The following is a 24,843-nucleotide window of genomic DNA, read 5'->3' as shown; positions in this document are numbered from 1 at the left end:
GCGATTGAAATACCATAGGCCATGATTCGCTCGCGCAGCGGACAACGCACGGCCCATACAATTGACGCCATTCTGCTGGCGCAAGCAAAGCTGGCACAATAGCGCCCTGACAGAATTGAGGAGCCCATCAATGGCAAAGGCAATGGCCCGCCACATCCTGGTCAAGACCGAGGCAGAAGCCGCCGCCCTGAAAAAGCGTATCGCGGCCGGCGAGGCCTTCGACGTACTGGCGCGCAAGCATTCCACCTGCCCTTCCGGCAAGAAAGGCGGCGACCTCGGTGAAGTGCGCCCCGGGCAGATGGTGCGCGCCGTCGATCAGGTGATCTTCAAGAAGGCGCTGCGTGAAGTGCACGGCCCGGTGAAAACCCAGTTCGGCTACCACCTGATCCAGGTGTTCTATCGCGACTGAGGTTCGCTCAGGCGCTCGACGCGCTGGTTTGCGAGCCGACGGAGCGCCGTTGCCCTGCGCACAGGCGGCATGAGCACTACCGGCGCGCCTTCATAGCCTGTGCGGGTACCCTGGCACAGGCACGTGCTCGGCCATCAGCGCCACCACCCAATCGATGAACACCCGCAACTTGGCGCTGACATGCCGGTTCGCCGGGAAAGCCAGGTACATCGGCATCGGCGTCATCTGCCAGTCCTCGAACAAACCCACCAGCTCGCCACTGGCCAGATGTGGCCGGGCCATGTAGTGCGGCAACCAGAGTATGCCGAGGTCGGCCAGCCCGGCGGCCAGATACGCATTGCCGTCATCGACAATCAGCGCCGGACACCCCTGGGCTTCGATAACCTCCTCGCCCCGCCGCATGGCGTAAGGCAGGGCATTGCCTGTGCGCGACCAGAGAAAGCCCAGCGTGTCATGACTGCCATCTTGCAGCTCACGCGGATGGGCCGGTGTTCCCGCTCGTTGCAGGTAGCCCGGCGCGGCGTAGAGGCCCAGTTGCAGATCGCCGATATGCCGCGCAATCAGCGACTGATCGGTGATCTCCCCACCGCGCACCACGCAATCGACGTTCTCGCCAATGATGTCGACGATGCGGTCACTCACGCCCAGGGTCAGCTGAATGTCCGGATAGCGCGCGTAGAACGCCGGCAGCGCCGGGATCAGCAGCATGCACGCGAAGGGGCTGGGCACGTCCACACGCAAACGGCCGCGCGGTGCCAGTGACGCACTGGACAAGCTGGTTTCAGCATCGTCCAGCTCCGCCAGCAGACGTACCACACGCTCGTAATAGGCCGCCCCGTCGGCCGTGACGTTGACCTTGCGGGTGGTGCGATTGAGCAGGCGCACGCGCAGCCGCGCCTCCAGCTGCTGGATTAACTGCGTCACGCTGGTCTTGCTCATGTGCAGGGTGCTGGCTGCCTTGGTGAAGCTGCCGGTTTCCACCACCCGGGCAAAGGCCTGCATCGCATCGAAACGATCCATTTAACGCCACTCTTTAATCATTGATTGTTTGGATTCTACAAACAGTCATGACCAGAGTTGCACGTTTATCCAGCGCGGCGTCACTCCTAAAGTGCGGCTATCGATAACAGCGGGCCGCACTGGCTCCAACGGAGGTTCCCATGAATAGCAAGCGTGATGTGGTTTTCCCGGCAGAACGCCACGCCCTGTACGAGCTGCATCGCTACTCCCCGGCCATTCGCAGCAACGGCTTTCTGTTCGTCTCCGGCCAGGTCGGCAGCCGCAAGGACGGCTCGCCGGAACCGGATCTGCACGACCAGGTTCGCCGCACCTTCGCCAATCTCAACGCGATTCTCGCCGAAGCCGGTTGCAGCTTCGAAGATGTGGTCGACACCACCATCTTCATGGTCGACCCGCACGCCAAGTTCGAAACCATCTGGGAAGTGGCAGCCGACTACTGGGGCGAAGCGCCCTACCCGACGGTGACGGCCCTTGGCGTGACCTGGCTGGCCGGCTTCGATTTCGAGATCAAGGTGATCGCCAAGCTGCCACAGTGAATATTCCGCGCGCCGCCCGGCACGCCCCGCAAGACGCGGATCCACCTCACTCCCCGAGCAGCGCCCGCCAGCCGCCAGCGTCGCGAATCTGCAGTGACGCAGCGCGATCATCGTCCAACCGCAGCAGATACAGCCAGCCATGCTCGACCAGCTCGCGCACCACCTGATGGCTGGCGACCACCTGATCGATCATCGAGCGCGGCGCAGCGATGATCACGCTCAGACGCAGCGGCCGGTGTAGCCAGCGCTGGCCATCGTGCAGCGACTGGCGCGCCAGGCCGATGCGCAGATCGCCACCGTTGCCCTCGAATACCCCGATATTGCCGCCCACCACGTTGTGCAGCACCTTGTTGCCACTGCCAAAACGCTGGTTGTCGGTGGTCGAGGTCAGGTACTGCAGGTTGATCCAGTGCGCCACGACCATCGGTGCGGTCATGATCAACTCCAGCACCTTGCCACCCTCGTCATGTCGCCAGTCATAGTCATGCAGGAAGGCACGCCCCTGCAGGTCGAGACCGCGCGTGCGCGCACGCGGCGCAGCGATGAACGCGGCATTGCCGGCCAGCCCCCATTCCGGACGGGTCTGCGCCCAGTCAGCGGCGCGTCGGCGCAGGGCCGCCAGCAGGCGCTCCGGCCGCCTGCTCAGAGGCCCCAGCCCCAGACGCGCCGCACGCGCCTGACGCACCCGCACGGCTGCGCGGTCCAGCGCCTGGCGCAGGCGCTGCCAGCTTGGCACGAGGTCAGCCGGCAAGGCGTCACTGGCGAAGACCTGGACTTCGTCGGTGGTGGTGTTATGCAGCCCGGCCAGTACCTGGCAGTCCATCGGCAGCTCGATCCCCTGCCCGGCCAGCCCCAGGCGCACCTGCGGATCATTGAGCAATTCGGCCAGCGCGCGCGCATTGACCTCACCACTCTGGCCGCAACAGGCACCGCAATCCAGCCCGGCCGCCTGCGGATGGTTGGCGCTCTGGCTACCATGGCCGAGCAACAGGATCAGCGCTGGAAAATCTCGCGTCAGCCCCATCGCGCGCAGAATACGCGCCGCCAGTTGTACCCGCTGATCCGTGGCCAACGGCGCCAGCAGCGGGCTGAGACGCTGCCACTCGTCGCGCTTCAACCCCGCGCGCTCGGCAGGCGCCAGACCACGCAGCCAGCCGCCCGTGCGCCCGAGCAATGAGCCGGCGTAACCCAGGCCAAGCGACTCGACCAGGGTAAAACCCGACGCCGGCAAACGCTCGAACAGGCGCCAGCGCCCCTGCTGTGCCAGGCGAGCCTGACGCCGCGCGGCCAGTTGAGCGTCACCCGCCGCGTCACCGCAACTGTCGCTGACGCTCAGTTGCGGCGCCAGGAGGCCCGGCAACTGCGGCCGGCTGGCTGTCGTGCCGAGCGGCGTGTAAGCGATGGGCAAGCCGAAGAACCCGGCAAAGCCACCGGTCTGAACCGACGGACAGACCTCCTCCAGAGCACGACGCAGCGGCTCGGAGCGCACGTCGATGCAGAAATACACCTTGGCCAGCGTTGGCTCCACCGCCACGCCCTGCGCCTGGGCAGACTGCAAAAGCTGCTGCAGGTGCTCTTGCCAGGCCAGCTCTTCGGCGCGCTGCCATACCTGCAGCGCCTGCCAGGCAGACGACGGCTGGCGGCGGCGCCACTCCTGCCAGGCCTGGCGCCAGGCGTTCCAGCGGCTGCCCGGATCACGCCGGCGATCATCCACCAGCCACTCCCAGGCTGCACGAATGGCCAGCACGTCCAGCAGCGTGTCATCGTCGCCGCCGGCCTGGCGCGCCAGCCAGCGCCGGTAAGCGCACCAGGAGGCCCAACCCAGGCTGCGCAACAGCAGGCAGTCGAACCACTCCTCCAGCTCGTCAGCCCGCAACCCCAGGCGTTGCACGGCGACCTCCAGCGCCGCACGCGGCTGCCACGGCAACTCGACGATGCGGGCACTCAGGTCGCGACAGGCACTGAGCACGCTCATACCACGATCATCCTGCATGGCCTGACGCCAGGCCTGATACAGCCCGCCCTGGCGTTCGGCATGCCAATCGGCCTGATGCTCATCGAACCAGGCGGCGCAGCATTGACCGACTTGCCGGGTGATCAAGGCCGGCCAGCCCGGCAAGGCGATCTCGGCATCGGCCATGTCTTCCAGCAGCGGCAGGCCAGGTGCCTGTTCATTCTCGGCCTGCAGCGCCTGCAGCAGATCTGCCGGCGTCCGGCCCTGCGGATTGTCCCGCAGCACCTGCAGCAGGTGACGCTCGCCAATCTGCCCGTCAGCCCAGGCCTGGCGGTAATCGTCAGCCGCCAGCGTCAAGCGGCTGCCGGCACGCCGCCAGAGCTGCTCGGCCACTTCGGCCCAGGGCTGCTGGCGCCGCTCCCACAACGGGCTGACCGCGATCAGACGATCCAGCGGCCAGGTTGGCGCGATACGTTCGCAGGCTCGTGCAGCGGCGTCATGCAGGACGTCACGGTCGATGGCGACGACATGTTCGATGGCGGTCATGGGCGCTCTCCAGTGGCGGCGTGGTGGGCGGGCAGCGGACGCACAGGCCACAGACGGAAGGTCAGACGGGTGAAGTGTTCATCGAGGAAGAAGCCAGCAAATGCCGCCGGGTACAGGCGCCGCGCCAGCAACCCCTGTGGCCGCGCCACGATCAACGCCTGCAGCAGGTAAAGCCCGAAGAACAGCGCCAGGGCCACCAGACTCAAATACAGCGGCGCCGTGGCGGGCGCGGCACTGGCAGCGAGAATCCAGCCTGCCGCCAGGTGCCAGAGCAGATACAGGCCCAGCAACGCCACCAGCATCAGCACGGCGTACAGCGGCTGACGGCGCCGCAGGCACCAGGGCGCCAGGCCTACCGCAAGAATGGCCAGCGCCTCGAACGGCAGTGGGTGCATCGGCACCAGATAACGCCAGAGCTGATCAAGCAGCGCCATGGCCAGCACCGCAAGCCCCAGGGCCAGCAGCAGCGAGAACAGCTCCGGCGCCGCTCGCGGCTCCTGCAAGGCCTGATGGCGCACCTGCAACACCGTCTCTCCGCAAGCCAGGAAGGCATGCGCCTTGTACAGCGAGTGGGCCAACAGGTGCACCAGCGCCAGCTCGTAGAGGCCCAGGCCGCATTCGAGCAGCATGAAACCCATCTGTGCGCAGGTCGACCAGGCCAGACGCACCTTGATGCTGATGCCCGTCATCATCACCAGCGCTGCCAGCACGGCAGTCAGCCCCCCCACTACCACCAGCAAGGTCTGGGCAACCGGTGCTGCGGACAGCAAGGGGGCAAAACGCAGCAGGACGAAACCGCCCAGGTTGACCAGCCCGGCATGCAGCAGCGCCGACACCGGCGTCGGCGCCTCCATCACCTGGATCAGCCAGCCATGCACCGGCAACTGCGCAGACTTGAGGATCACCGCCAGCACCAGCAGCACCGCCGCCAGGTGCAGCTCCCAGCCCACAGCACCGCCAGCCTGCCGCAGCGCCACCTGCTCGAGAATCTGCGCCAGCTCGCTGCTGCCAGCCGCCTGCACCAGCAGTACGCAGGCCAACACCAGGCAGATATCGGCCAGGCGGCTGACGAGAAATTTCTTGTGCGCCACCACCAGCGCCATGGGCCGGTCGCGGTAGAAGGTCAGCAACTGATGCAGACACAGGCTGGAAACGATCCAGGCCGCCACCAGCGCGTACAGGTCACGACTGGTCACCACCATGGCCACCGCCGCCAGGGTGCCGAGCAACGCCAGCAGGTAGCGCCGCTGGCCGGGCTCGCCCTGCAAATAACGTGCGGAAAACTCGATGATCACCAGTGCCAGCAGACTGATCAGGCTGGCCATGGCCAGCCCCAGGCGGTCGGCCGGCTGGTCATCGAGGCCGGCCTGCACCAGCGCGGCCATCACCAACGCCAGGCCGGCGCCCCCAGCCAGGCGTCCCGGCCACCAGAGACTGGCCGTCCGGCGAGCCGGCCACAGTGCCACCGGTACCAGTGCCAGGGCGTACAGCCAGGGCAGCCAGGTGGCCAATTGAGAGGACAGAGGCAGCATGAGCGATCTCCAGAAACGAACGATGACGCCAGTCTCAGGGAGTGCTTTATTTATTTAAAATAGATTGATAAGAATCAAACATTCCTTTTTAGAGAACCAATCATGCGCCGGCTCAACTTCCATCACCTGCACTACTTCTGGGCCGTGGCCAAAGAAGGCAATCTGACCCGCGCCGCGCAATCGCTGCACGTTGCCCAGTCGGCACTTTCGACGCAGATCCGCGCCCTCGAGGAGCAACTCGGCCATGCGCTGTTCATCCGCTCCGGGCGTAATCTGCTGCTGAGCGAAGCCGGGCAGCTGGTGCTGGATTACGCCGACAGCATCTTCGCCCTCGGCAGTGAACTGCAGATGACCCTGCAAGGCGCGCTGCAGGCCAACCGGCAACTGCGCATCGGCGCCGTGGCCACGCTGTCGCGTAACTTTCAGGAGAACCTGCTGCGCCCTTTTCTCGGACGCAGCGAGCTGCGCATCACCCTGGAATCCGGCAGCCTCGGCGAGTTGCTGGAGCGCCTGGCCCTGCACAATCTCGATGTGGTGCTGACCAATCAGGCGGTCAGCAGCGATGCCCAACGCTCGTGGCGTTGCCGCCTGCTGGACAGGCAGAGCGTATGCCTGGTCGGCCCGCCGCGCTCCGGCAAGTTCGACCTGCAGCGCGACCTGCCGCAGGCCCGCCTGATCGTCCCCGGGCGCAGCAGCGATATCCGCAGTCAATTCGAACTGTTCTGCGACAGCCAGGGGCTGCAGCCGGACATCTGCGCCGAGGTCGACGACATGGCCATGCTGCGCCTGCTGGCCAGGGACTCCGGCGACCTGGCGCTGCTGCCGGCGGTGGTGGTGCAGGACGAACTGCAATCCGGTGCGCTACAGCTGTATGCCGAGATTCCCGAAATCGCCGAGCAGTTCTTCGCCGTTACCCTGCAGCGCCAGTTTCGTCTGGATATTCTCGATGAATTGCTGGGCCAGCCTGCGCTGACGACGCCGCGTATGCCACTGGCCCAGGCAGACCTCAGAGGTGAGTGAAGACCCGCTCGGCAGGCAGGCGCGACTTCGGCAGTGCGGCGTTGAAATCGCTGTCACTGCGATACCCCAGGGCCACGGCCACCACGCAGTTCAAGCCCTGCGCGACCAGGCCCAGTTCGGCGTCCAGCACCTGACGGTCGATGCCCTCCATCGGCGTGGCGTCGATCCCCTTGGCAGCAGCCCCCAGAAGCAACGTGCCGAGCGCCAGGTAGGCCTGCTTCTCCGCCCAGTGCGGGATGTCGCCCAGGCCACGGTGCAGTTCGACATAGCTGCGCCGCGTGTTGTGCTGGGTGGTGCGCGCCACCTCGTCACGGAAACGCCCATCATCGGCTTCCTGCTGCAGCAGATCGGCCAGATAGGCGTCGTCGAGATCGCGACGGACACAGATCAGGATCACATGCGAGGCATTGAGGATCTTCGCCTGGTTGTAGGCGAAGCCGCCCTGCGCGCCCTTGGCCAGGCGCGCCTTGCCCTCGGTGGTGCTGGCTACGACGAAATGCCACGGTTGCGAGTTGACCGAGGATGGCGACAGACGCAGCAACTCGAGCAACTCGTCGATAACCGCCTGCTCCACCTGGCGGCTGGCATCATAGGCCTTGGTGGTGTAGCGCTGACGCGCGAAGGAAACGGGGTTCATGGACAACCTCCTGATCGAATGAATGCAGCGAAATGAAAGTGAGTCTGACGCATGCCAAAGCAACACAACAGCGGTCATCTGCCCCTGGCCTTGCAGGGCAAAAATGGAAATCTCTCGCGTCTAGCCCATACAGGCCGGCGCCGCACGGTGCCATCCTCAGCCATTGCTGATCTGACGCGCGACGAAACGCTTGGCCGGCGCCACGATCTGTTCCTGCTCCGCCACCAGTGGCAAATCACGCGCGCCTTCGGCGGTCTGCCCGACCAGTGCGTAAAGGGTTGCCGTCGCCAGCTCCAGCGCCTGCGGCAAGGGCTGTCCGGCCAACAAGCGGCCCAGCAGCGTGGCCGAGAACACGTCACCCATGCCGTTGGGCAGGGGATGCAGGGCCAGCCGCGGCGTGGTCACCAGCCAGGCACCCTCGCCGTTCACGGCCAGGGTGCCCAGCTCGCTATCTGCGATATCCGGCGTCGCCAGGCTGGTGACCACCACCACATCCGGGCCACGGCCACGCAGCTGCCGGGCGACCTTCACCGCTTCCTGCAGGTTGGCCGGTTTCGCGCCGGTGAGCAGCTCGAACTCGAACTGATTGGGCGTGATGATATTGGCGCAAGGCATCGCCTGGTCACGCAAAAAGTCGGGAATCGCCGGATTGACGAACACGCCTCTGCCAACATCGCCCATCACCGGGTCGCACAGGTAACGCACGCTGGGGTTGTGCTGGCGAATCTCGCCCACGGCCTCGAGAATCACCCGCCCGCTATCGGCGTCGCCCAGGTAACCGGACAGCACCGCCGACAGCCGTTGCAGCACACCGCGCTCACGCAGCCCGAGCAGCACCTCGCGCACATGCTCGGCACCGAACACCTGGCCACGGAACTGGCCATAGCCGGTGTGATTGGAAAATTGCACGGTATGGATCGGCAGCACCTCGAACCCCAGGCGCTGCAACGGGAACACCGCAGCAGCATTGCCGACATGGCCCCAGGCGACATGCGACTGGATGGACAGAACGAGGGGCGGTTGCGTGGCGCTCATGGTGATCCCTGCTGATCGAGTACGACAGGCCACGGATTATTCGCCAAGCGCCACGCCCACGCCAGCCGCAAGGCCTCCATCGGAAGGAGCGGGACTCCTGCAACAGGACAACGCCACACCTGGCCTGTCGGCGCACGGCTAAGCCGCCGGCACGCCGCCCCACTCCACCCTGTTGCGCCCATGCGTCTTGCCCCAATACAGCGCCGTATCGGCCTCCTGCAAACGCTCGTCGAATGCTTGCGCGCTGCTGAAACGGTCTGACACACCCACGGTTACCGTACAGCGAATCCCCTGCTGCAAGCCGCTTTGCAGCACTTCCCCCTGCTCGATCGCGTCACGTATGCGTTCGGCCAGTTGCAGGGCTCCGGCCTTATCGGTATCCAGCGCGATGACCACGAATTCCTCACCACCGAGCCGGCAGATCAGGTCGCCCTGGCGCGCGCAGGCTTTGAGCACTTGGGCGACGCGACTCAGAATGAGATCGCCGACTTTGTGACCGTAGGTGTCATTGATGCCCTTGAAATGATCGACATCGACGATAAGCAGGTAGGCAGCGACAGCCGTGCGCGAGCGGAAGTACTGCTCCAGAGCCTCCATCAGGCCACGCCTATTGAGCAGGCGGGTCAATGGGTCATGAGCGGCCAGTGCACGCAAGTCGTCGGTGAGGCGACACAGCACCAGCCATATCACGCAAGGCGGCAACACCGTCGCCAGGAACGACATGTAGATGTAGAACACCTTCTGGAAAATGCTGCTCATATCCAGCGCCGGTAAACCGAGCTCGATAATCTTCATAAGCTTCATGGCGTTGAGCACGCCCAGACCGCCGATCAGCAGGGCAAAGACAACCATCTCGATACGCAGGTCGCGGGCAAAGGTACGCACGCCGTACAGCAGGGTGAGCGTCATGGCCATGAACAACGTCGTACACACAGCAGCCAGCATCGCATGGCGCGCCTCGCTGCCAAACCCGTACTGCACCAGTACCTGGAGCGACTAATAGACCAGCGCCAACCCCAATAATGGCTGCACCAATGCTGTGGACTGTCCAAAGAAACGCAGCGCGCCCAGCACATAGGCCACCGGAGCGCTGAGTGTCAGCGTGTGATTGACCACACTGAGCAGCCCCCACTCCGACGGGCCACTGCTCAATTGCAGGATATAGGCAATGCCGAGCAGCAGATTGCCCAGGGCAAAGACTTCCATGCCCATTGTCCTGCCACTGAGCCGTGTGCTGATCAGCAAAAACATCACGGAAAAGCACAGCAGATACACGCAGAGCATGCCGAGGATAACGGTCGCGACCATGGATTCCCGCTAATTGAACAATCCCTATGAGGAGCCTAGCACCAAGGCAATGGCCTCTGCGTACATACCTTCATCTGTGCGAACGGCAAAGCCTGGCGCATGTACAAGAAACGAATGCTAGGCGCATGGAGACGGGAAGGCAATTTGCTAGCAACCACAAACGAAGCGTAACCGCGCCAAACCAGGATGCCTCGGCTGGCATCACTGCCTGCATATGCATCCGGCGATACTGGCAGATCGCCTGCAAAGACTTCTATCATGCCCGCGCCAGCATTCGACATGATGACAAGGAGCAGTAGATGAGCGATTCGCGCCAGGCGGTATTCGCCAGGGAATGCGACCTGATCATGAAAGGCGGTATCACCAGCGGCATCGTCTACCCGCTGGCCATTACCGAGATCGCCAAGGCATTTCGTCTGCGCAGCATCGGTGGCACCAGCGCAGGTGCCATTGCTGCAGCAGCAGCCGCTGCCGCCGAGTTGGGGCGTCAGCGTTACCAACACGGTGAACTCGGCAACGACCCTGGCGGCTTCGCCGCCATCGAACGACTGCCGGCACACCTCTGCCTGCCCGCAGCAAGTGGCCATGGTACCAAGCTGCTGGCGCTGTTCAGACCGAACCCGGTCATGCGCACGCTGTTCGATACCTTCATAGCCATTTTGCAAAACAAAGACAAAAGTCCCGGCGTACGGTTGTTCGCTCCATTGCAGATCATGCTCAAACGGCACAGCTTCACTGCCCTGACCGGTGCCTTGCTGGCCAGCGGCCCCCTGTGGTGGAGCGCTGCCAGCAGCGCCAATGTGCTGGTTTGGGTCTGGGTCTTGCTGTTCGCGTCGCTGGGTGGCGTATTCGCCGTGATCGTCCGCCTGGCCATGATCGCCTTGCGTGAGTTGCCAATGAACGGTTTCGGCCTGTGCAGCGGCATGCCAGAGGCCAATGACGATGAGCCGGATGAAGTCCTAACCAGTTGGCTGACGCAGTACTTCGACCAGCTCAGCGGCCAGCGCGAATACTGCGCGGCTCGGGCTGCACATCTCGACTGCGAGCGGCCATTGACCTTCGGCGACCTACGCGCACATGGCATCGATCTGCAGGTGATGACCACATGCCTGAGCATGGCGCGCCCCTTCCGCCTGCCGTTTCGTGACGACGAGCAGGTACGCGAGAACAATCAGTTCCATTTTCGCCGGGAGGAATTCGCGCGGCTTTTCCCGCATCGCGTAGTGGCCTGGATGAGTGCACGCCAGCGCCCCGGCGAGGCGCGCAGTGATGGCTACCTGCGCCTGCCATTACCCGATGATCTGCCGGTGATCGTCGCGGTACGCATGAGCCTGAGCTTCCCCGTGCTGCTCAACGCCGTACCAGTGCACGCCGTGGACTACCGCAAGAGCAAGAAGACGCTGGAACGCTGCTGGTTCTCCGATGGCGGCATAAGCTCCAACTTCCCCATCCATTTCTTCGATGCCGCGCTGCCCAGACGCCCCACCTTCGGCCTCGACCTCGGGCCAACCGATGGCGCCGACGAACAGCGCGTGCGCTTCCCGCGCAACAACGGTGATGCACGACTGGCGTATTGGCGGCGTATTCCCGGGACTGGTTTGCCCGCCTTGCGGGGTTTCTTCGCACTGCTGAGCAATATCGCCAAGGACTGGAACCACGAAACCCTGTCGCTGATGCCAGGCTTTCGCGACCGCATCGGCCTAATTCAGCTGACCCGCGAAGAAGGTGGCCTCAACCTGACCATGCCAGCCGAGCGTATCGAGCGCCTGACCCGTTACGGCCGTGAAGCAGGCCAACAGTTCGTGTTGCGCTTCGGCGCCCGCAGCACTGGCAGCCTGGCGCCAAACCCTCGCCAATGAACTGGGAAAATCACCAGATCATTCGTCTGCGCCTGCAACTGGCCAGCATCGCCGAACAGCTGCAGAGCCTGGAAAGAGCCTGTCGCGAACTACAGGGTACGGAGCAGGATTACCAGCGTTTCTTCACTGCCGATGCCAAGCGCTACAGCTATGCCTTCAAAGGCCTGAGTTACCTGCAACAGAATCCGGACACCGGCCTGTATCGCACCCAGGCCGGGCTGGCCCAGGCCATGCTCGGCAAACTGCGGAAGATCGCCCAGCTGATCGAGCAACACCCGGACAGCCACCCCGCCACAGGCGCCCCCAAGCCCACGCCGGAACTGAAACTGCGCCCGCGTATCTAGGAAATCGGCTGCTCGGGGCAAAATACCGGCAGAGCTGAAGTTGCAGGCTCCAAGTGTTACCATTGCGCACCTGACGCCATCCCGAGCCCCGGCGTCACGATACCGAAACGCCCACCCATGCTTCTTCAGCCTTAGCGGCTATCTGCCGGCCGGGTGTTGGCCTCGCGCCTGTGCGCCGGCTCAGTTGCCTTGCTTAGTGCCGGGCAGATTAGGCATGAAGCGCTATCTCTTTCCAAGCAGCACACCTCAGCTACTGATAGGTAAGCCCCTTGATTTCCACCGCTAACATCACCATGCAGTTCGGCGCCAAGCCGCTGTTCGAGAACGTTTCCGTCAAGTTCAACAATGGCAACCGCTACGGCCTGATCGGCGCCAACGGCTGCGGCAAGTCGACCTTTATGAAGATTCTCGGCGGCGATCTGGAGCCGTCGGCCGGCCAGGTGATGCTCGAGCCGAACGTGCGCCTGGGCAAACTGCGCCAGGATCAGTTCGCCTACGAAGAATTCAACGTGATCGATACCGTGATCATGGGCCACGCGGAACTGTGGAAGGTTAAAGCCGAGCGCGACCGCATCTACTCGCTGCCGGAGATGAGTGAAGAAGACGGCATGAAGGTCGGTGAGCTCGAAGGCGAGTTCGCCGAGATGGACGGCTACACGGCCGAGTCCCGTGCCGGTGAGCTGTTGCTCGGCCTGGGCATCCCGCTCGAACAGCACTTCGGCCCGATGAGCGAAGTCGCCCCTGGCTGGAAGCTGCGCGTGCTGCTGGCCCAGGCGCTGTTCGCCGACCCGGACGTGCTGCTGCTCGACGAGCCGACCAACCACCTGGACATCAACACCATCCGCTGGCTGGAATCGATTCTCACGGCGCGTAACAGCACCATGATCATCATTTCCCACGACCGTCACTTCCTCAATGCGGTCTGCACCCACATGGCCGACCTGGATTACGGCGAGCTGCGCCTGTTCCCCGGCAACTACGATGAGTACATGACGGCCTCGACCCAGGCCCGCGAACAACTGCTGGCCGACAATGCCAAGAAAAAGGCGCAGATCGCCGAGCTGCAGACCTTCGTCAGCCGCTTCTCGGCCAACGCCTCCAAGGCCAAGCAGGCCACCAGCCGCGCCAAGCAGATCGACAAGATCCAGCTGGCCGAGGTCAAGCCGTCGAGCCGCGTCAGCCCGTTCATCCGCTTCGACCAGAACAAGAAGCTGCATCGCCAGGCGGTGACCGTCGAGAAGCTGTCCAAGGCCTTCGATGACAAGGTGCTGTTCAAGAACTTCAGCTTCACCATCGAAGCCGGCGAGCGCGTGGCCATCATCGGCCCCAACGGCATCGGCAAGACCACCCTGCTGCGCACCCTGGTCGGCGAGATGCAGCCGGACGCCGGTAGCGTGAAGTGGACCGACAGCGCCGAGGTGGGCTACTACGCCCAGGATCACGCGCACGACTTCGAAGCCGACGAAACCCTGTTCGAGTGGATGGGCCAGTGGACCAGCGGCGAGCAGAACATCCGCGCTGCGCTGGGGCGCATGCTGTTCTCCTCCGATGAGATCCAGAAGTCGGTGAAGGTGCTGTCCGGTGGTGAACAGGGCCGCATGCTGTTCGGCAAGCTGGCCTGCCAGAAGCCCAACGTGCTGGTGATGGACGAACCGACCAACCACCTGGACATGGAATCGATCGAGGCGCTCAACCTGGCGCTGGAGAACTACCCCGGCACGCTGATCTTCGTCAGCCATGACCGTGAGTTCGTCAGTTCCCTGGCCACGCGCGTCATCGAGCTGTCGGACAACGGCGTGACCGACTTCTCCGGCACCTACGACGACTACCTACGCAGCCAGGGCATCATCGTCTAAAGCTCGTAGCAGAAACAGAAACGACAAAGCCCGCTTTCGCGGGCTTTGTCGCATCTTGCCGGTCGATCTCAGATACGGAACTGCCGCACCAGCGCTCCCAAACGCTCACCAAGCCCCGCCAGACTGCGCGCGGTCTGCGCGCCACGTTCGGTTTCATCAGCGACGCTGTCCACGGCAACCGCAATCTGATGCACGCTGCGGTTGATCTCCTCGGCTACCGCCGTCTGTTCTTCCGCAGCACTGGCGATCTGCGCGTTCATGGCGTTGATGGTGGCGATCAGCCGGGCGATGGCATCGAGTGATTCACCGGCCTTGTTGGCCTGCTCGCTGGTCAGCTCGCCGGCATCGCTGGAGCGCCGCATCGCGGTCACCGCCTGCTGCGTGCCCTGCTGCAGACGGTCGATCATGCCCTGAATTTCCTGGGTGCTCTGCTGCGTACGACTGGCCAAGGCGCGCACTTCATCGGCGACCACGGCGAAACCCCGTCCGGCCTCACCGGCACGCGCCGCTTCGATGGCCGCGTTGAGTGCCAGCAGGTTGGTCTGCTCGGCGATGGAGCGAATCACATCGAGCACGCTGACGATCGACTGTACATCCTGCTGCAGACTGTCGAGTGACACACCGCTGCTGCGAATGTCCTCCACCAGCGAGTGAATGCTGCTGATACTGCCGTCGACCACGCTTTTGGCCGCGTTGCCTTCACGGTCGGTCTGCTGCGCAGCTTCGGCGGCGTTTTGTGCACTTTTGGCGACTTCATGCGCGGCTGCCGACATTTCGTTGATTGCCGTAGCCACCTGATCGGTTTCATGCCGCTGTTGCGCCATGGCCTGCTCGGAACGCTGTGCCTGATCCGAAACCTGGCCGACCAGTTCCGTAAGCTGTCCGGTCATTTCGACGATCTGCCGCACCAGGCCATGCACCTTCTCGACGAAGCGGTTAAATGACCCAGCCAGTTGCCCCAGTTCGTCCTGACTGGTGACCGGCAGGCGCCGAGTCAGATCGCCCTCACCCGCTGCGATATCGTCAAGGTTGGCCTTGATCTGCTGCAAAGGACGCAAGAACGCGTTGCCCAGCCAGACGCCGATGACCCCGAATACCAGCAACAGGACTGCCGCCACCACCGCGATGCTGGTGATGATGGTGCCAATGCGGCGATCAATCTCGACCTGCACCTCGGCGATACGTGCTTCTACACCATCGAGATTGAGTGCGGTCCCCAGGGCCATGTCCCACTTGGGCAGGTAATAGCTGTAGGCGAGCTTGGGTACCAGCACCGACTCGTTACCCGGCAGTGGCGAGGAGTAGTTGACGAAATAGGTGTTGTTCTTCGCCACATTGACCAGCTCGCGATTGATGTAAACACCATTGGGATCGCGCCGATCAGCCAGGCTTTTACCGACGTCCACCGGACTGTCGCCCCGGAACAGACGTACCACATTGGAGTCGTGAGCAAAGAAGTAACCGTCGGCGCCGTACTTGATTTTGGACAGGATGGCGATGGCCTGTTCGCGGCTGGCCAGGTCTCCCTGCGCCGTATCATCGTAAAGCCCCTTCACCGAGCCCAGGGCTATCTGGATGTAGTGTTCCAGCTCGCTGCGTTTTTCCTGGAGGAGTCGCTCACGCGTATCGGCCACCTCTTCGGCAGCCAGCCCCTGCAGAACATTGGCAGCCGTGCCACTGAGCACCAGCGCAAACAGGATGACGGGAACCAGTGCAAGCAGAATGACCTTGGTTTTAAGTGTCAGGCGCATTGTTATTGTCCTTGTGCGAAGCCAACGCAAAAACGGGGCTACCCGTCTATCGGCAGCCCCGTTCAGGAGTTAAGCGACCCATGGTGCCGACAACTTCAGTTCGGCGTTAGTCACGCCTCACAAAAGCATAGCGGCTGCCCAACCGAACGCCAGCAAGGGCAGGTTGTAGTGCAGGAAGGTGGGTACCACGCTGTCCCAGATGTGGTTGTGCTGGCCGTCGGCATTGAGCCCGGACGTCGGTCCAAGCGTCGAGTCCGAGGCGGGTGAGCCGGCATCGCCCAGAGCACCGGCCGTGCCGACGATACAGACGATGGCCAGCGGGCTGAAACCCAGTTGCACGCCCAGCGGTACGAAAATCGCGGCGATGATCGGGACAGTGGAAAAGGACGAGCCGATGCCCATGGTCACCAGCAGGCCGACCAGCAACATCAGCAGTGCTCCGATCGCCTTATTGTGACCGATCAATTCTGCGGAACTGTCCACCAGCGTCTTGACCTCGCCGGTGGTCTTCATCACCTCGGCGAAGCCGGCAGCAGCGATCATGATGAAGCCGATCATGGCCATCATCTTCATGCCTTCGGTGAACAGGTCATCGGCCTCTTTCCAGCGCACCACACCGGATACCGAGAAGATCACGAAACCGACCAGTGCACCGATGATCATCGAATCCAGCCAGAGCTGCATGACGAACGCCGCCGCGATGGCCAACCCTGCCACCAGCAGGCTCAGCGGGTTGTAGTGCACATCCACGCGTTCGGCCTGCGCGACTTTCTCCAGGTCATAGACGCGTTTACCACGGTAGCTGAACAGCACCGCGACAAGCAGGCCGGAGAGCATGCCCAGGGCCGGAATGAACATCGCCTGGGTGACATTGATACCCGTGACATCCACCCCAGACTTGGCGACATTGGCCAGCAGGATCTCGTTGAGGAAGATGCCGCCGAAACCGACTGGCAGGAACATGTAGGGCGTGATCAGGCCGAAGGTCAGCACACAGGCGATCAGCCGGCGATCCAGTTGCAACTTGCTCAACACATACAGCAGCGGTGGTACCAGCAGCGGAATGAAGGCGATGTGGATCGGCACCAGGTTCTGCGAAGAGACCGCCACCACCAGCAATAACGAGATCAACAGCCATTTCAGCGCGCCACCGGTACCTTCCTGCTGCCTTTCGACCAGCGTCAGCGCTTTGTCCGCCAGCGCATGGGCCAGCCCGGATTTGGCGATGGCCACTGCAAAGGCGCCCAGCAACGCATAAGACAGTGCCACGGTCGCACCACCGCCAAGCCCCTGATTGAAGGCCTGCAGCGTCCCCTCGACACCAAGGCCGCCGAGCAGACCACCGGCCAATGCCCCAACGATCAGCGCCACGACCACATGCACGCGACAGAGACTCAGGATCAACATGATGCCGACTGCGGCGATTACAGCATTCATAAAGTATTCCACCTGCGAGCGCGCCGTGAAGACCGGCGCAAAAAGCCGCGTACTCTGCCGGATGCAGACTATTCTGTCAAAATGAGCAGTCGTTCAGAATTTAAAGCAAAACGTGCATAATCCCGATCGAAGCCTGCAGCAGTCAAGAAAGTGCCCCACGCACCGATAACCGCATAAGTCCATATAGAAGAAAGGAACGCACCATGCTGTTCAGCCGTCTTTCGATCCAGTGGAAGATCACCCTGCTCGCCGGCCTGTGCCTGCTCGCCATCGTCACCTTGTTGGTGGGTGCCTCGCAGTATCAGGCCAGCCGCAGCGCCAGCCTGGTGCGCGAAGCCAGCTCCAGCATGCTCGAAGAAAGCGCCAGGCTACGCCTGAAAGCACGTGGCGAATTGCAGGCAATACGCATCCAGCGCTATTTCATGGATGCCTACCAATACGGCAAGGGCGTCTCCCGGCAGATTCTGTTTCTGCGCGAGCAGGCTGAGAAACGTTTTCTCGATGCCTTCGATCTGCGTGAGGATCTGACCCGCCAGGTACGCAGCAGCCTGGAAGCCAACCCGTCACTACTCGGCCTGTACCTGGTGTTCGAACCCGACGCGCTGGACGGCAAGGACGAATTGTTCGCCGATCAGGCCGAGCTGGGCAGCAACGAAGCCGGCCGCTTCGCGCTGTACTGGGCACAACCCACTGCCGGCCAGTTGGAAGCCGAGGCAATGAGCGAAGAATTGCTCGGCGATACCACGCCAGGTGACAACGGCGTGGCCTATAACGCCTGGTACACCTGCCCCCGCGAGACCCGCCAGCCCTGTGTACTGGAGCCCTATTACGACGATGTCGGCGGGCAACGAACGCTGATGACCAGCATCGCCTTCCCGCTGGAACTAGACGGCACGATCATTGGCGTGATTGGCGTGGACATCAGCCTGGCCAGCCTGCAGCAGCTCAGCCTGGAAGCCAATCGTGAGCTGTATGAAGGCCAGGGTCATATCAGCATTTTCAGCCCAGGGGCACTGTTGGCCGGCCACAGCCGCGACGGCAGCCTGCTGAGCCAGTCGGTCGAGCGCACCTTTACCGAAAACGCCAGCGAACTTAGCGGCCTGATCCAGAGCGGCAGCGATGCCGAGCTGCATCACGGTGACCTGCTGCGTGAACTCAGCCCGTTCAAACCGATCCCCGAGAGCAAGCCCTGGTCGGTGCTGCTTGAGGTTCCTCAACACGTGCTGCTGGAAGGCGCCACCCAATTGGCGGCACAGCTCGACAGCAACCGCGCCCGTGACAGCCTGGTTGCACTGCTGATGGGCATGGCAGCAGTAATCGCTGGCCTGCTGCTGATGTGGTTGACTGCACGCGGCGTGACCCGTCCGATTCTCGGCGTAGCCGCCATGCTCAGGGACATAGCCAGTGGTGAAGGCGACCTGACCCGCCGCCTGCAATACGCCCGCAAGGATGAACTGGGTGAGCTGGCCGGCTGGTTCAATCGCTTCCTCGATAAGCTGCAGCCGATCATCGCCGACGTAAAAAGCAGTGTGGTCGATGCCCGCGCCACGGCCGACCAGTCGGCAGCTATCGCCAGCCAGACCAGTGCCGGCACGCAGCAGCAGTACCGCGAGGTCGATCAGGTGGCGACTGCCTTCCAGGAAATGAGCGCCACCGCCCAGGATGTCGCGCATAACGCCGCGCAGGCCGCAGAGGCAGCGCGTAATGCCGACCAGGCCAGCCGTGAGGGCATGCAGATCATCGACCGCACCACCAGCACCATCGACCTGCTGGCCAACGAAATGAACGTGGCCATGCAGGAAGTCGAGGGTCTGGCCAGCAGCAGCGAGCAGATCGGCTCGGTGCTCGAAGTAATCCGCTCGATAGCCGAGCAGACCAACCTGCTCGCCCTCAACGCAGCGATCGAAGCCGCACGCGCCGGTGAAGCCGGTCGCGGCTTCGCCGTGGTCGCCGACGAGGTGCGCAACCTGGCCAAACGCACCCAGGATTCGGTCGAGGAAATCCGTCAGGTGATCGAGGGTCTGCAGAACGGCACGCGCGAAGTGGTCAGCACCATGCACAGCAGTCATCGCCAGGCTCAGGGCAGCGTCGAGCAGGTGCAGCAGGCCGTTGCCGCGCTGCAGCGCATCAGCCAGGCGGTCAGCACCATTACCGACATGAACCTGCAGATCGCCAGTGCGGCGGAGGAGCAGAGCTCGGTGGCTGAGGAGATCAACCGCAACGTCGCCTCGATCCGCGATGTGACCGAGGCCATCACCGCGCAGGCCGACGAGTCGGCGCAGGTGAGCCAGAACCTCAACCGCCTGGCCAATCACCAGCAGAGCCTGATGGATCAGTTCCGTGTGTAACTTCAGCCAGGAGGCGCAATACCGAGGCATGGCAGAGCTGGACATGACGCCCAGTCATCCGTGATCTGGCCGCGTCTCCCTTGCAGTTCAGGCAGGCGATCGCCTAGCCTGCACTCTTTTTCGAGGGTAGCAGCATGCTCAACATCGCCTTGGTCGCCGGCTCCAGCCGCAACAACAGCCAATCGGGAAAGGTCGCCCGCGCACTGCGTCAGCGCCTGGTCGAGATGGGGCAAACCACTCAGGACTGCAGCAGTATCATCGATCTTGGCCTGGCCCCACTGCCGCTGTGGCCTGCTGAAGATGCCGGCCCATGGTCCATGTACCAACAGCAACTGGCCGCCGCCGCCGCCGATGCCGTGGTGATCATTGCGCCGGAATGGAACGGCATGGCCTGCCCGGCGATCAAGAATTTCTTCATCTACGCCAGCAAGGCCGAACTGGCACACAAGCCTGGTCTGCTGGTGGGCGTTTCCTCGGGCATCGGCGGCGCCTACCCGATCAGCGAACTGCGTGCCTCCAGCTACAAGAACTGCCGCCTGTGCTACCTGCCGGAGCACCTGATCGTGCGCCAGGTCGAGAAAGTGTTGAACGGCCCGCAGGCAGTGGACGAAGCCGATGAGCGAATCCGTGCCCGCATCGATTACACCCTCGATGTACTGGTGCGTTACGCCCACGCTCTGCAGCCAGTGCGCGCCGCCATCAATTTCGATAACCCGGTCTTCGGCAACGGGATGTAAGGGGCCGTCTTGCACGCCCTGCAGGGTGGGTTAGCGGTGCTGAACACGGCGCTTGCAGATGCCAGCGATTGATCGCGCTGCATAACTCAACTAGCGGTGGCGTGCCTGCGTGAACCTGAGGCTCAACGCCGTGGCAGACTGACCACCACTCGCAGCCCGCCCAATGGGCTGTCCTGCAACGCTATATGGCCCTGCCAGGCCTCGATGATGTCGCGCACGATACCCAGGCCCAGGCCATGCCCGGCCACCTGCTCGTCCAGGCGGGTGCCGCGCCCCAGTACCGCCTCGCGGCGTTCGGCATCGATACCCGGGCCGTCATCATCGACACACAGGCGATAGCCCTCGGCGCCCTCCTCCACTGTCAGCTGCACGCGTTGATCGGCCCATTTACAGGCGTTGTCCAGCAGGTTGCCGAGCAGTTCCAGCAGGTCTTCACGGTCACGCGGCAGTACCAGACCAGGAGGTGCCTGCCAGTCCAGGCTCAGCCCACGGTCATGAATCATCGCCAAGGTGGCGAACAGCCCCGGCAGTTCCTGCGCACAGTCGAAACGTGCCCCCGGCAACACCTCGCCAGCCAGACGAGCACGCCCCAGCTCGCGGCTCAAGCGCTGCTCAATCTGCTCCAACTGCTCGCGCATGCTCGCGCGCAGGGCCGGATGAGCCGCCAACTCCTCGCGACCCGCCAGGCTGATCAGCACTGCCAGCGGCGTTTTCAGCGCATGACCAAGATTACCCAGAGCATTGCGCGAGCGCTTGAGGGTGTCCTCGGTATGCGCCAACAGGTGGTTGATCTGCGCGACCAGGGGTTCTAGCTCCTCGGGCACCTCGGCATCCAGATCGCTACGTCGACCTTGCTGCAGTTGCGCTATCTGCTGGCGCACCTGCTCCAACGGACGCAACGCGCGGCGCACGGTGTAACGTTGAGCGATCAGAATTAGCAGCAGCGCCGCACCGCCCAGGCCGAGGCCAACCCACTGCATACGGCGAAAACTCTGCAATATCGGCTGGTAATCCTGAGCCACGCTAATCGACAGGTTCTCGCCATAACGACGGTAATCGGCGCGGTAGATGAGCAGCAACTGCCCCTGCGGACCATCCCCCAGTTCGGCCTGCATGCCCGTGACATCAGGCTTTAGCAACTCACGATCCCATAGCGAACGCGAACGCCAAGTACGCTCATCAGCAAAGTCGATGCGAAAGTAATGCCCGGAGAATTGCCGCTGGAACGAGGGGTCGAGGCGGCGCTCATCCAGCTGCAAGCCGGACGGACCACGCACCAAAGCGGCCAGCAGCCCCTGCGCTTCATCACGCAAACCTTCTTCAAGATAAACGCGCAGACCGCGATCGAAGACCCAGAGGCTCGCCTGCGCCAGAGCCAATCCAACCAGCAACAGCGTCGCGGCCAGGCCAATACCGAGCCGACGCTGAATGGATCTCAACCCTGCTCTCCGGTAAAGCGGTAACCCTGCCCTCGGCGCGTTTCGATCACGTTGCGACCAAGCTTTCCGCGCAGGCGGTTGACGTGCACTTCGATGACATTGGAGTCGCGCTCGGTCTCGCCATCATAAAGATGGTCGGCCAGATGACTCTTGGACAGGATCTGCCCGGGGTGCAACATGAAATAACGCAGCAGACGAAACTCGGCAGCCGTCAGGTCGATGGCTTCGCCCCCGGAAGTGACGCATTGACGACTCTCGTCCAGTTGTAAGCCTGCGGCCTCCAGTTGCGGCTGGTTGGCCAGGCCATGGGCGCGGCGCAGAAGTGCCTGAATACGCAGGGCCAGCTCCTCGGGATGAAAAGGCTTGGTCAGGTAGTCATCGGCACCGGCCTTGAGGCCCTCGATGCGCTCGGCCCACGACCCTCGCGCGGTCAGCACCAGCACGGGTGTCGCCAAGCCACCGGAGCGCCATTCCTGCAAGACCTCAAGGCCTGGTTTACCCGGTAGCCCCAGGTCGAGAATGATCAAATCATAAGGCTCGCTAGCCCCTTGATACGCCGCATCACGACCATCGGCCAACCAGTCCACGGCATACCCCTGACGCGTCAGACTGGCGGTCAGCTCATCAGCCAGGGGTACATGGTCTTCCACCAGCAACAGGCGCATCAGTCGTCTTCCTCATCCTTCAGAATAGTGCCGTTGCGGGCATCCAGTTCGAGTTCACGTACTACACCGGAGGTTGTCAGGATCTCGACTTCATACACCAGCACGCCATCCTCTTCCTCAAGCTCGGCTTCGAGCAGCGTGGAGCCCGGGTAGGCATTGCCGATGTGCTGCATCAATTGCTCAAAGGGCATGATGATGCCCTCGCGCCTCAGGCGCAGCGCCTCATCCTGATCGAGATCACGGGCAATGCCTGGCACACTGACAACCCCGCATGACAGCACCAGCAATAAGGCGGTGGTACGTCGAAACTTCATCAATCGTCCTGGTGGTTCTTGAGAATTTCCCCGGTGCTGGCATCCAGCTCCAGGTCCCACTGCACGCCCTGAGTATCGCGCAGTTCTATCTGGTAGATGTAGCGGCCGTATTCGTCTTCCAGCTCGGTTTCTTCGATGCGCGCGCCTGGATGCTGAGCCAGAGCCGTTTCATTGAGCTGTTCGAAAGACTTGATAGTCCCGGCATCACGCAGACGCAGAGCTTCATCAGGGCCGAGATCGCGCGCTTGCGCCATGGTAGCGGCGCTGACGAGGGTGGCAAGTGTTGCGAGGCTGATCAATCGTTTCATGGGCTGCTCCAGCAGTGAATCAATGACTGCCACTCTAGGCCCAGGCACTTAATTCAAGCTGAATTCACTGGCGTCATTCAGCACATGAAGTTGCTTGGCCTGCTCATTGAGCGCTCTATAATCGCCTGCTGCGAAAGGAGGCACCGATGAGCGCGATCCATATCAAATCCCCCGCCCTGACTCTCAAGGCCGGCGCCAGAGCCCTGGCACGCATTCGCCAGAACGGCCTGAGCCCGACGGACGTCGGCATCCTGCCCGGCGCAGCAGGCGGCCCCAAGGGTATCGGCATTCAGGGGCTGGACCTCGCTCTGTTTGCTGACTGGCTGCTTCGCGCACCGCGTGAACGCGCGCTGATCGGCGCTTCCATCGGTTCCTGGCGCTTCGCCAGCGCCTGCCTGCCCGATCCGGCATTGGGGATTCGACGACTCGGCGAGCTGTACACCACTCAACGCTTCGCCAAGGGCGTAGGTATGGCCCAGGTATCGGACAGCTGCCGGCAGATGCTCAATGAGCTGCTCGCCGATCAGGATGCCACCATCATCGCCAACCCCCACTATCGCCTGCATATTGTCGTGGTGAAGAGTCACGGCCTGCTGCAACACGATCATCGCGGCAAACTCAGCCTGGGTCTGTCACTGGTGATCGGCAATAACTTGCTGGCTCGCCAGCGTCTTGGTCGCCATTTCGACCGTGTGATCCTGCACGATGCGCGACAAGCGCCGCCGCTGGCGCAACTGAATGACTTCCGCTCTCATTTCCACGTGCTGACTCCGGAAAACCTGCGCCACGCCCTGCTGGCTTCGGGTTCGATCCCCATGGTGATGGAGGCGATTCGTGAAATCCCGGGCCTGGAGCCAGGTGCTTATCGTGATGGTGGTCTGCTCGACTATCACCTCGACCTGCCCTACAACGGCGAAGACATCGTGCTCTATCCGCACTTCACCGACCGGGTGATACCCGGCTGGTTCGACAAGAGCATGCCCTGGCGCCGTGGCGACCGCACCCGCCTGCAGGACGTACTGTTGCTGGCACCGTCACGTGACTATCTTGCACGCCTACCGCATGGCAAGCTGCCGGATCGTACCGACTTCAAGCGCTACCTGGACAATGATGCAGGGCGTGAGCGCTACTGGCGCCAGGCCATGGCCGAGAGTGCACGGCTCGGCGACGAATTTCTCGAGTTGGTCGAAAACGGCCGCTTGGCAGAACGCCTGCAACCACTTTGATGAGCGCACCGGACATAAGCCGCGATCCAGAGCAGACCTGATAAACTGCGCCGCTCAACGCCAACCGGGCTGAATCACTTACGCGAGCGCTGTTCAGTGGAATTGTTCAAAGAGTTCATCTTCGAGGCGGCCCATCGCCTGCCGCACGTACCGCAAGGCCACAAGTGCGGCCGTCTGCACGGCCACTCCTTCCGAGTTGCCATTTATATCGAAGGTGAAGTTGACCCCTATACCGGCTGGATACGTGACTTCTCCGAGATCAAGGCGATTTTCAAGCCGATCTACGAGCAACTCGACCATAACTACCTGAACGACATCCCCGGCCTGGAAAACCCCACCAGCGAAGTGCTGGCCAAGTGGATCTGGCAACAGGTCAAACCACTGCTGCCAGAATTGTCGCGAGTACGCATCCACGAAACCTGCACCAGCGGCTGCGAATACCGCGGCGATTGAACAGCACCCAGAAACACCCAAGGCCACCTCAGGGTGGCCTTTTTGTTGATGCCTATCCCCTTACCGCTCCGACCAGTTTCGCGGCGGGACGCCGCCAGCGATCAACGCT

The 24,843-nt window shown here is 62.8% G+C and carries 22 protein-coding genes and 3 pseudogenes; 11 read left to right on the top strand and 14 right to left on the bottom strand.

What is annotated here, in order from left to right:
* Nucleotides 1-130: 130 nt before the first annotated feature.
* Nucleotides 131-409, top strand: coding sequence for a peptidylprolyl isomerase (locus tag J7655_RS10230; RefSeq protein ID WP_017362973.1), 279 nt, complete (start codon nucleotides 131-133; stop codon nucleotides 407-409).
* Between the two features lie 90 nt (nucleotides 410-499).
* Here J7655_RS10230 and J7655_RS10225 read toward each other — a convergent pair whose 3' ends face one another.
* Nucleotides 500-1,429, bottom strand: coding sequence for a LysR family transcriptional regulator (locus J7655_RS10225; protein ID WP_230924355.1), 930 nt, complete (start codon nucleotides 1,427-1,429; stop codon nucleotides 500-502).
* A gap of 140 nt (nucleotides 1,430-1,569) precedes the next feature.
* On the opposite strand from J7655_RS10225, the gene J7655_RS10220 reads away from it, so the two are divergent.
* Nucleotides 1,570-1,965 carry a RidA family protein gene (locus J7655_RS10220; RefSeq protein WP_230924354.1) on the top strand — a complete coding sequence of 132 codons (396 nt, stop codon included), beginning with the start codon at nucleotides 1,570-1,572 and terminating at the stop codon, nucleotides 1,963-1,965.
* 46 nt (nucleotides 1,966-2,011) lie between these two features.
* Here the strand turns inward: J7655_RS10220 and J7655_RS10215 are convergent, their stop codons facing one another.
* A complete protein-coding gene (locus tag J7655_RS10215) occupies nucleotides 2,012-4,465 on the bottom strand; it encodes a YbcC family protein (protein WP_230924353.1) in 2,454 nt (817 codons plus the stop codon).
* A complete protein-coding gene (locus J7655_RS10210) occupies nucleotides 4,462-5,997 on the bottom strand; it encodes an NADH-quinone oxidoreductase subunit L (protein ID WP_230924352.1) in 1,536 nt (511 codons plus the stop codon). The genes J7655_RS10215 and J7655_RS10210 overlap by 4 nt, the downstream gene beginning before the upstream one ends.
* A 102-nt stretch (nucleotides 5,998-6,099) precedes the next feature.
* Between J7655_RS10210 and J7655_RS10205 the strand changes: the two genes are divergently transcribed.
* Nucleotides 6,100-7,017 (top strand): LysR family transcriptional regulator, encoded by a 918-nt coding sequence (locus J7655_RS10205; protein WP_230924351.1) that lies wholly within the window; start codon nucleotides 6,100-6,102, stop codon nucleotides 7,015-7,017.
* On the opposite strand, the gene nfsB is transcribed toward J7655_RS10205, so the two are convergent.
* The 4 genes from nfsB to J7655_RS10185 form a co-directional block, all read right to left on the bottom strand.
* Nucleotides 7,004-7,654 (bottom strand): oxygen-insensitive NAD(P)H nitroreductase, encoded by a 651-nt coding sequence (gene nfsB, locus J7655_RS10200; protein WP_230927635.1) that lies wholly within the window; start codon nucleotides 7,652-7,654, stop codon nucleotides 7,004-7,006. The genes J7655_RS10205 and nfsB overlap by 14 nt on opposite strands.
* Before the next feature lie 156 nt (nucleotides 7,655-7,810).
* The gene (gene pdxY, locus J7655_RS10195; protein WP_230927634.1) at nucleotides 7,811-8,689 is read right to left on the bottom strand and encodes a pyridoxal kinase PdxY; all 879 of its coding nucleotides are present in this window, start codon (nucleotides 8,687-8,689) and stop codon (nucleotides 7,811-7,813) included.
* A gap of 138 nt (nucleotides 8,690-8,827) precedes the next feature.
* Nucleotides 8,828-9,604, bottom strand: coding sequence for a GGDEF domain-containing protein (locus tag J7655_RS10190; RefSeq protein ID WP_230927633.1), 777 nt, complete (start codon nucleotides 9,602-9,604; stop codon nucleotides 8,828-8,830).
* Between the two features lie 81 nt (nucleotides 9,605-9,685).
* Nucleotides 9,686-9,997 (bottom strand): hypothetical protein, encoded by a 312-nt coding sequence (locus J7655_RS10185; RefSeq protein WP_230927632.1) that lies wholly within the window; start codon nucleotides 9,995-9,997, stop codon nucleotides 9,686-9,688.
* Between the two features lie 299 nt (nucleotides 9,998-10,296).
* Here J7655_RS10185 and J7655_RS10180 point away from each other — a divergent pair, with 299 nt between their 5' ends.
* The 3 genes from J7655_RS10180 to J7655_RS10170 all read left to right on the top strand — a co-directional run bounded on the left by J7655_RS10180 (nucleotide 10,297) and on the right by J7655_RS10170 (nucleotide 14,056).
* On the top strand, nucleotides 10,297-11,856 hold the full coding sequence (locus J7655_RS10180; RefSeq protein WP_230927631.1) for a patatin-like phospholipase family protein: 1,560 nt from the start codon (nucleotides 10,297-10,299) through the stop codon (nucleotides 11,854-11,856).
* On the top strand, nucleotides 11,853-12,200 hold the full coding sequence (locus J7655_RS10175) for a hypothetical protein (RefSeq protein WP_230927630.1): 348 nt from the start codon (nucleotides 11,853-11,855) through the stop codon (nucleotides 12,198-12,200). The genes J7655_RS10180 and J7655_RS10175 overlap by 4 nt, the downstream gene beginning before the upstream one ends.
* Nucleotides 12,201-12,469: 269 nt before the next feature.
* Nucleotides 12,470-14,056, top strand: coding sequence for an ABC-F family ATPase (locus J7655_RS10170; protein ID WP_230927629.1), 1,587 nt, complete (start codon nucleotides 12,470-12,472; stop codon nucleotides 14,054-14,056).
* A gap of 68 nt (nucleotides 14,057-14,124) precedes the next feature.
* Here the strand turns inward: J7655_RS10170 and J7655_RS21025 are convergent.
* The 3 genes and pseudogenes from J7655_RS21025 to J7655_RS10160 form a co-directional block, all read right to left on the bottom strand.
* Nucleotides 14,125-15,123, bottom strand: a pseudogene (locus J7655_RS21025) (methyl-accepting chemotaxis protein); the annotation flags it as partial.
* Nucleotides 15,124-15,282: 159 nt separating this feature from the next.
* Nucleotides 15,283-15,807, bottom strand: a pseudogene (locus J7655_RS21020) (cache domain-containing protein); the annotation flags it as partial.
* 117 nt (nucleotides 15,808-15,924) lie between these two features.
* Nucleotides 15,925-17,244 carry a Na+/H+ antiporter family protein gene (locus J7655_RS10160; protein WP_230927627.1) on the bottom strand — a complete coding sequence of 440 codons (1,320 nt, stop codon included), beginning with the start codon at nucleotides 17,242-17,244 and terminating at the stop codon, nucleotides 15,925-15,927.
* Nucleotides 17,245-17,447: 203 nt separating this feature from the next.
* Between J7655_RS10160 and J7655_RS21015 the strand changes: the two are divergent.
* From J7655_RS21015 to J7655_RS10150, 3 genes and pseudogenes are all read left to right on the top strand, one after another.
* Nucleotides 17,448-18,734, top strand: a pseudogene (locus tag J7655_RS21015) (cache domain-containing protein); the annotation flags it as partial.
* 153 nt (nucleotides 18,735-18,887) lie between these two features.
* On the top strand, nucleotides 18,888-19,592 hold the full coding sequence (locus J7655_RS21010; protein ID WP_420850941.1) for a methyl-accepting chemotaxis protein: 705 nt from the start codon (nucleotides 18,888-18,890) through the stop codon (nucleotides 19,590-19,592).
* A 134-nt stretch (nucleotides 19,593-19,726) separates the two neighbouring features.
* Entirely contained in the window at nucleotides 19,727-20,329 is a 603-nt protein-coding gene (locus J7655_RS10150) for an NADPH-dependent FMN reductase (protein ID WP_230927625.1), read from the top strand.
* A 122-nt stretch (nucleotides 20,330-20,451) separates the two neighbouring features.
* Here J7655_RS10150 and J7655_RS10145 read toward each other — a convergent pair whose 3' ends face one another.
* From J7655_RS10145 to J7655_RS10130, 4 genes are read right to left on the bottom strand one after another with little or no spacing between them, the layout of a single operon-like run.
* Nucleotides 20,452-21,768, bottom strand: a complete 1,317-nt coding sequence (locus tag J7655_RS10145) for a sensor histidine kinase (RefSeq protein WP_230927624.1) — start codon at nucleotides 21,766-21,768, stop codon at nucleotides 20,452-20,454.
* Nucleotides 21,765-22,433: a response regulator transcription factor gene (locus J7655_RS10140; RefSeq protein ID WP_230927623.1), complete on the bottom strand. Its 669-nt coding sequence runs from the start codon at nucleotides 22,431-22,433 to the stop codon at nucleotides 21,765-21,767. Before J7655_RS10140 ends, J7655_RS10145 begins: the two co-directional genes overlap by 4 nt.
* Entirely contained in the window at nucleotides 22,433-22,747 is a 315-nt protein-coding gene (locus J7655_RS10135; RefSeq protein WP_230927622.1) for a PepSY domain-containing protein, read from the bottom strand. The genes J7655_RS10140 and J7655_RS10135 overlap by 1 nt, the downstream gene beginning before the upstream one ends.
* A complete protein-coding gene (locus J7655_RS10130) occupies nucleotides 22,747-23,055 on the bottom strand; it encodes a PepSY domain-containing protein (RefSeq protein ID WP_230927621.1) in 309 nt (102 codons plus the stop codon). Before J7655_RS10130 ends, J7655_RS10135 begins: the two co-directional genes overlap by 1 nt.
* Before the next feature lie 146 nt (nucleotides 23,056-23,201).
* On the opposite strand from J7655_RS10130, the gene J7655_RS10125 reads away from it, so the two are divergent.
* Entirely contained in the window at nucleotides 23,202-24,281 is a 1,080-nt protein-coding gene (locus tag J7655_RS10125; protein WP_230927620.1) for a patatin-like phospholipase family protein, read from the top strand.
* A 96-nt stretch (nucleotides 24,282-24,377) separates the two neighbouring features.
* Nucleotides 24,378-24,734 carry a 6-carboxytetrahydropterin synthase QueD gene (queD, locus tag J7655_RS10120; RefSeq protein WP_197859068.1) on the top strand — a complete coding sequence of 119 codons (357 nt, stop codon included), beginning with the start codon at nucleotides 24,378-24,380 and terminating at the stop codon, nucleotides 24,732-24,734.
* Nucleotides 24,735-24,843 lie beyond the last annotated feature (109 nt).

Source organism: Pseudomonas wenzhouensis (genome assembly GCF_021029445.1).
Lineage (GTDB): Bacteria > Pseudomonadota > Gammaproteobacteria > Pseudomonadales > Pseudomonadaceae > Aquipseudomonas > Aquipseudomonas wenzhouensis.
Note: the sequence above shows the minus strand (reverse complement) of the source record. Positions and strands in the feature narration are given on the sequence as shown.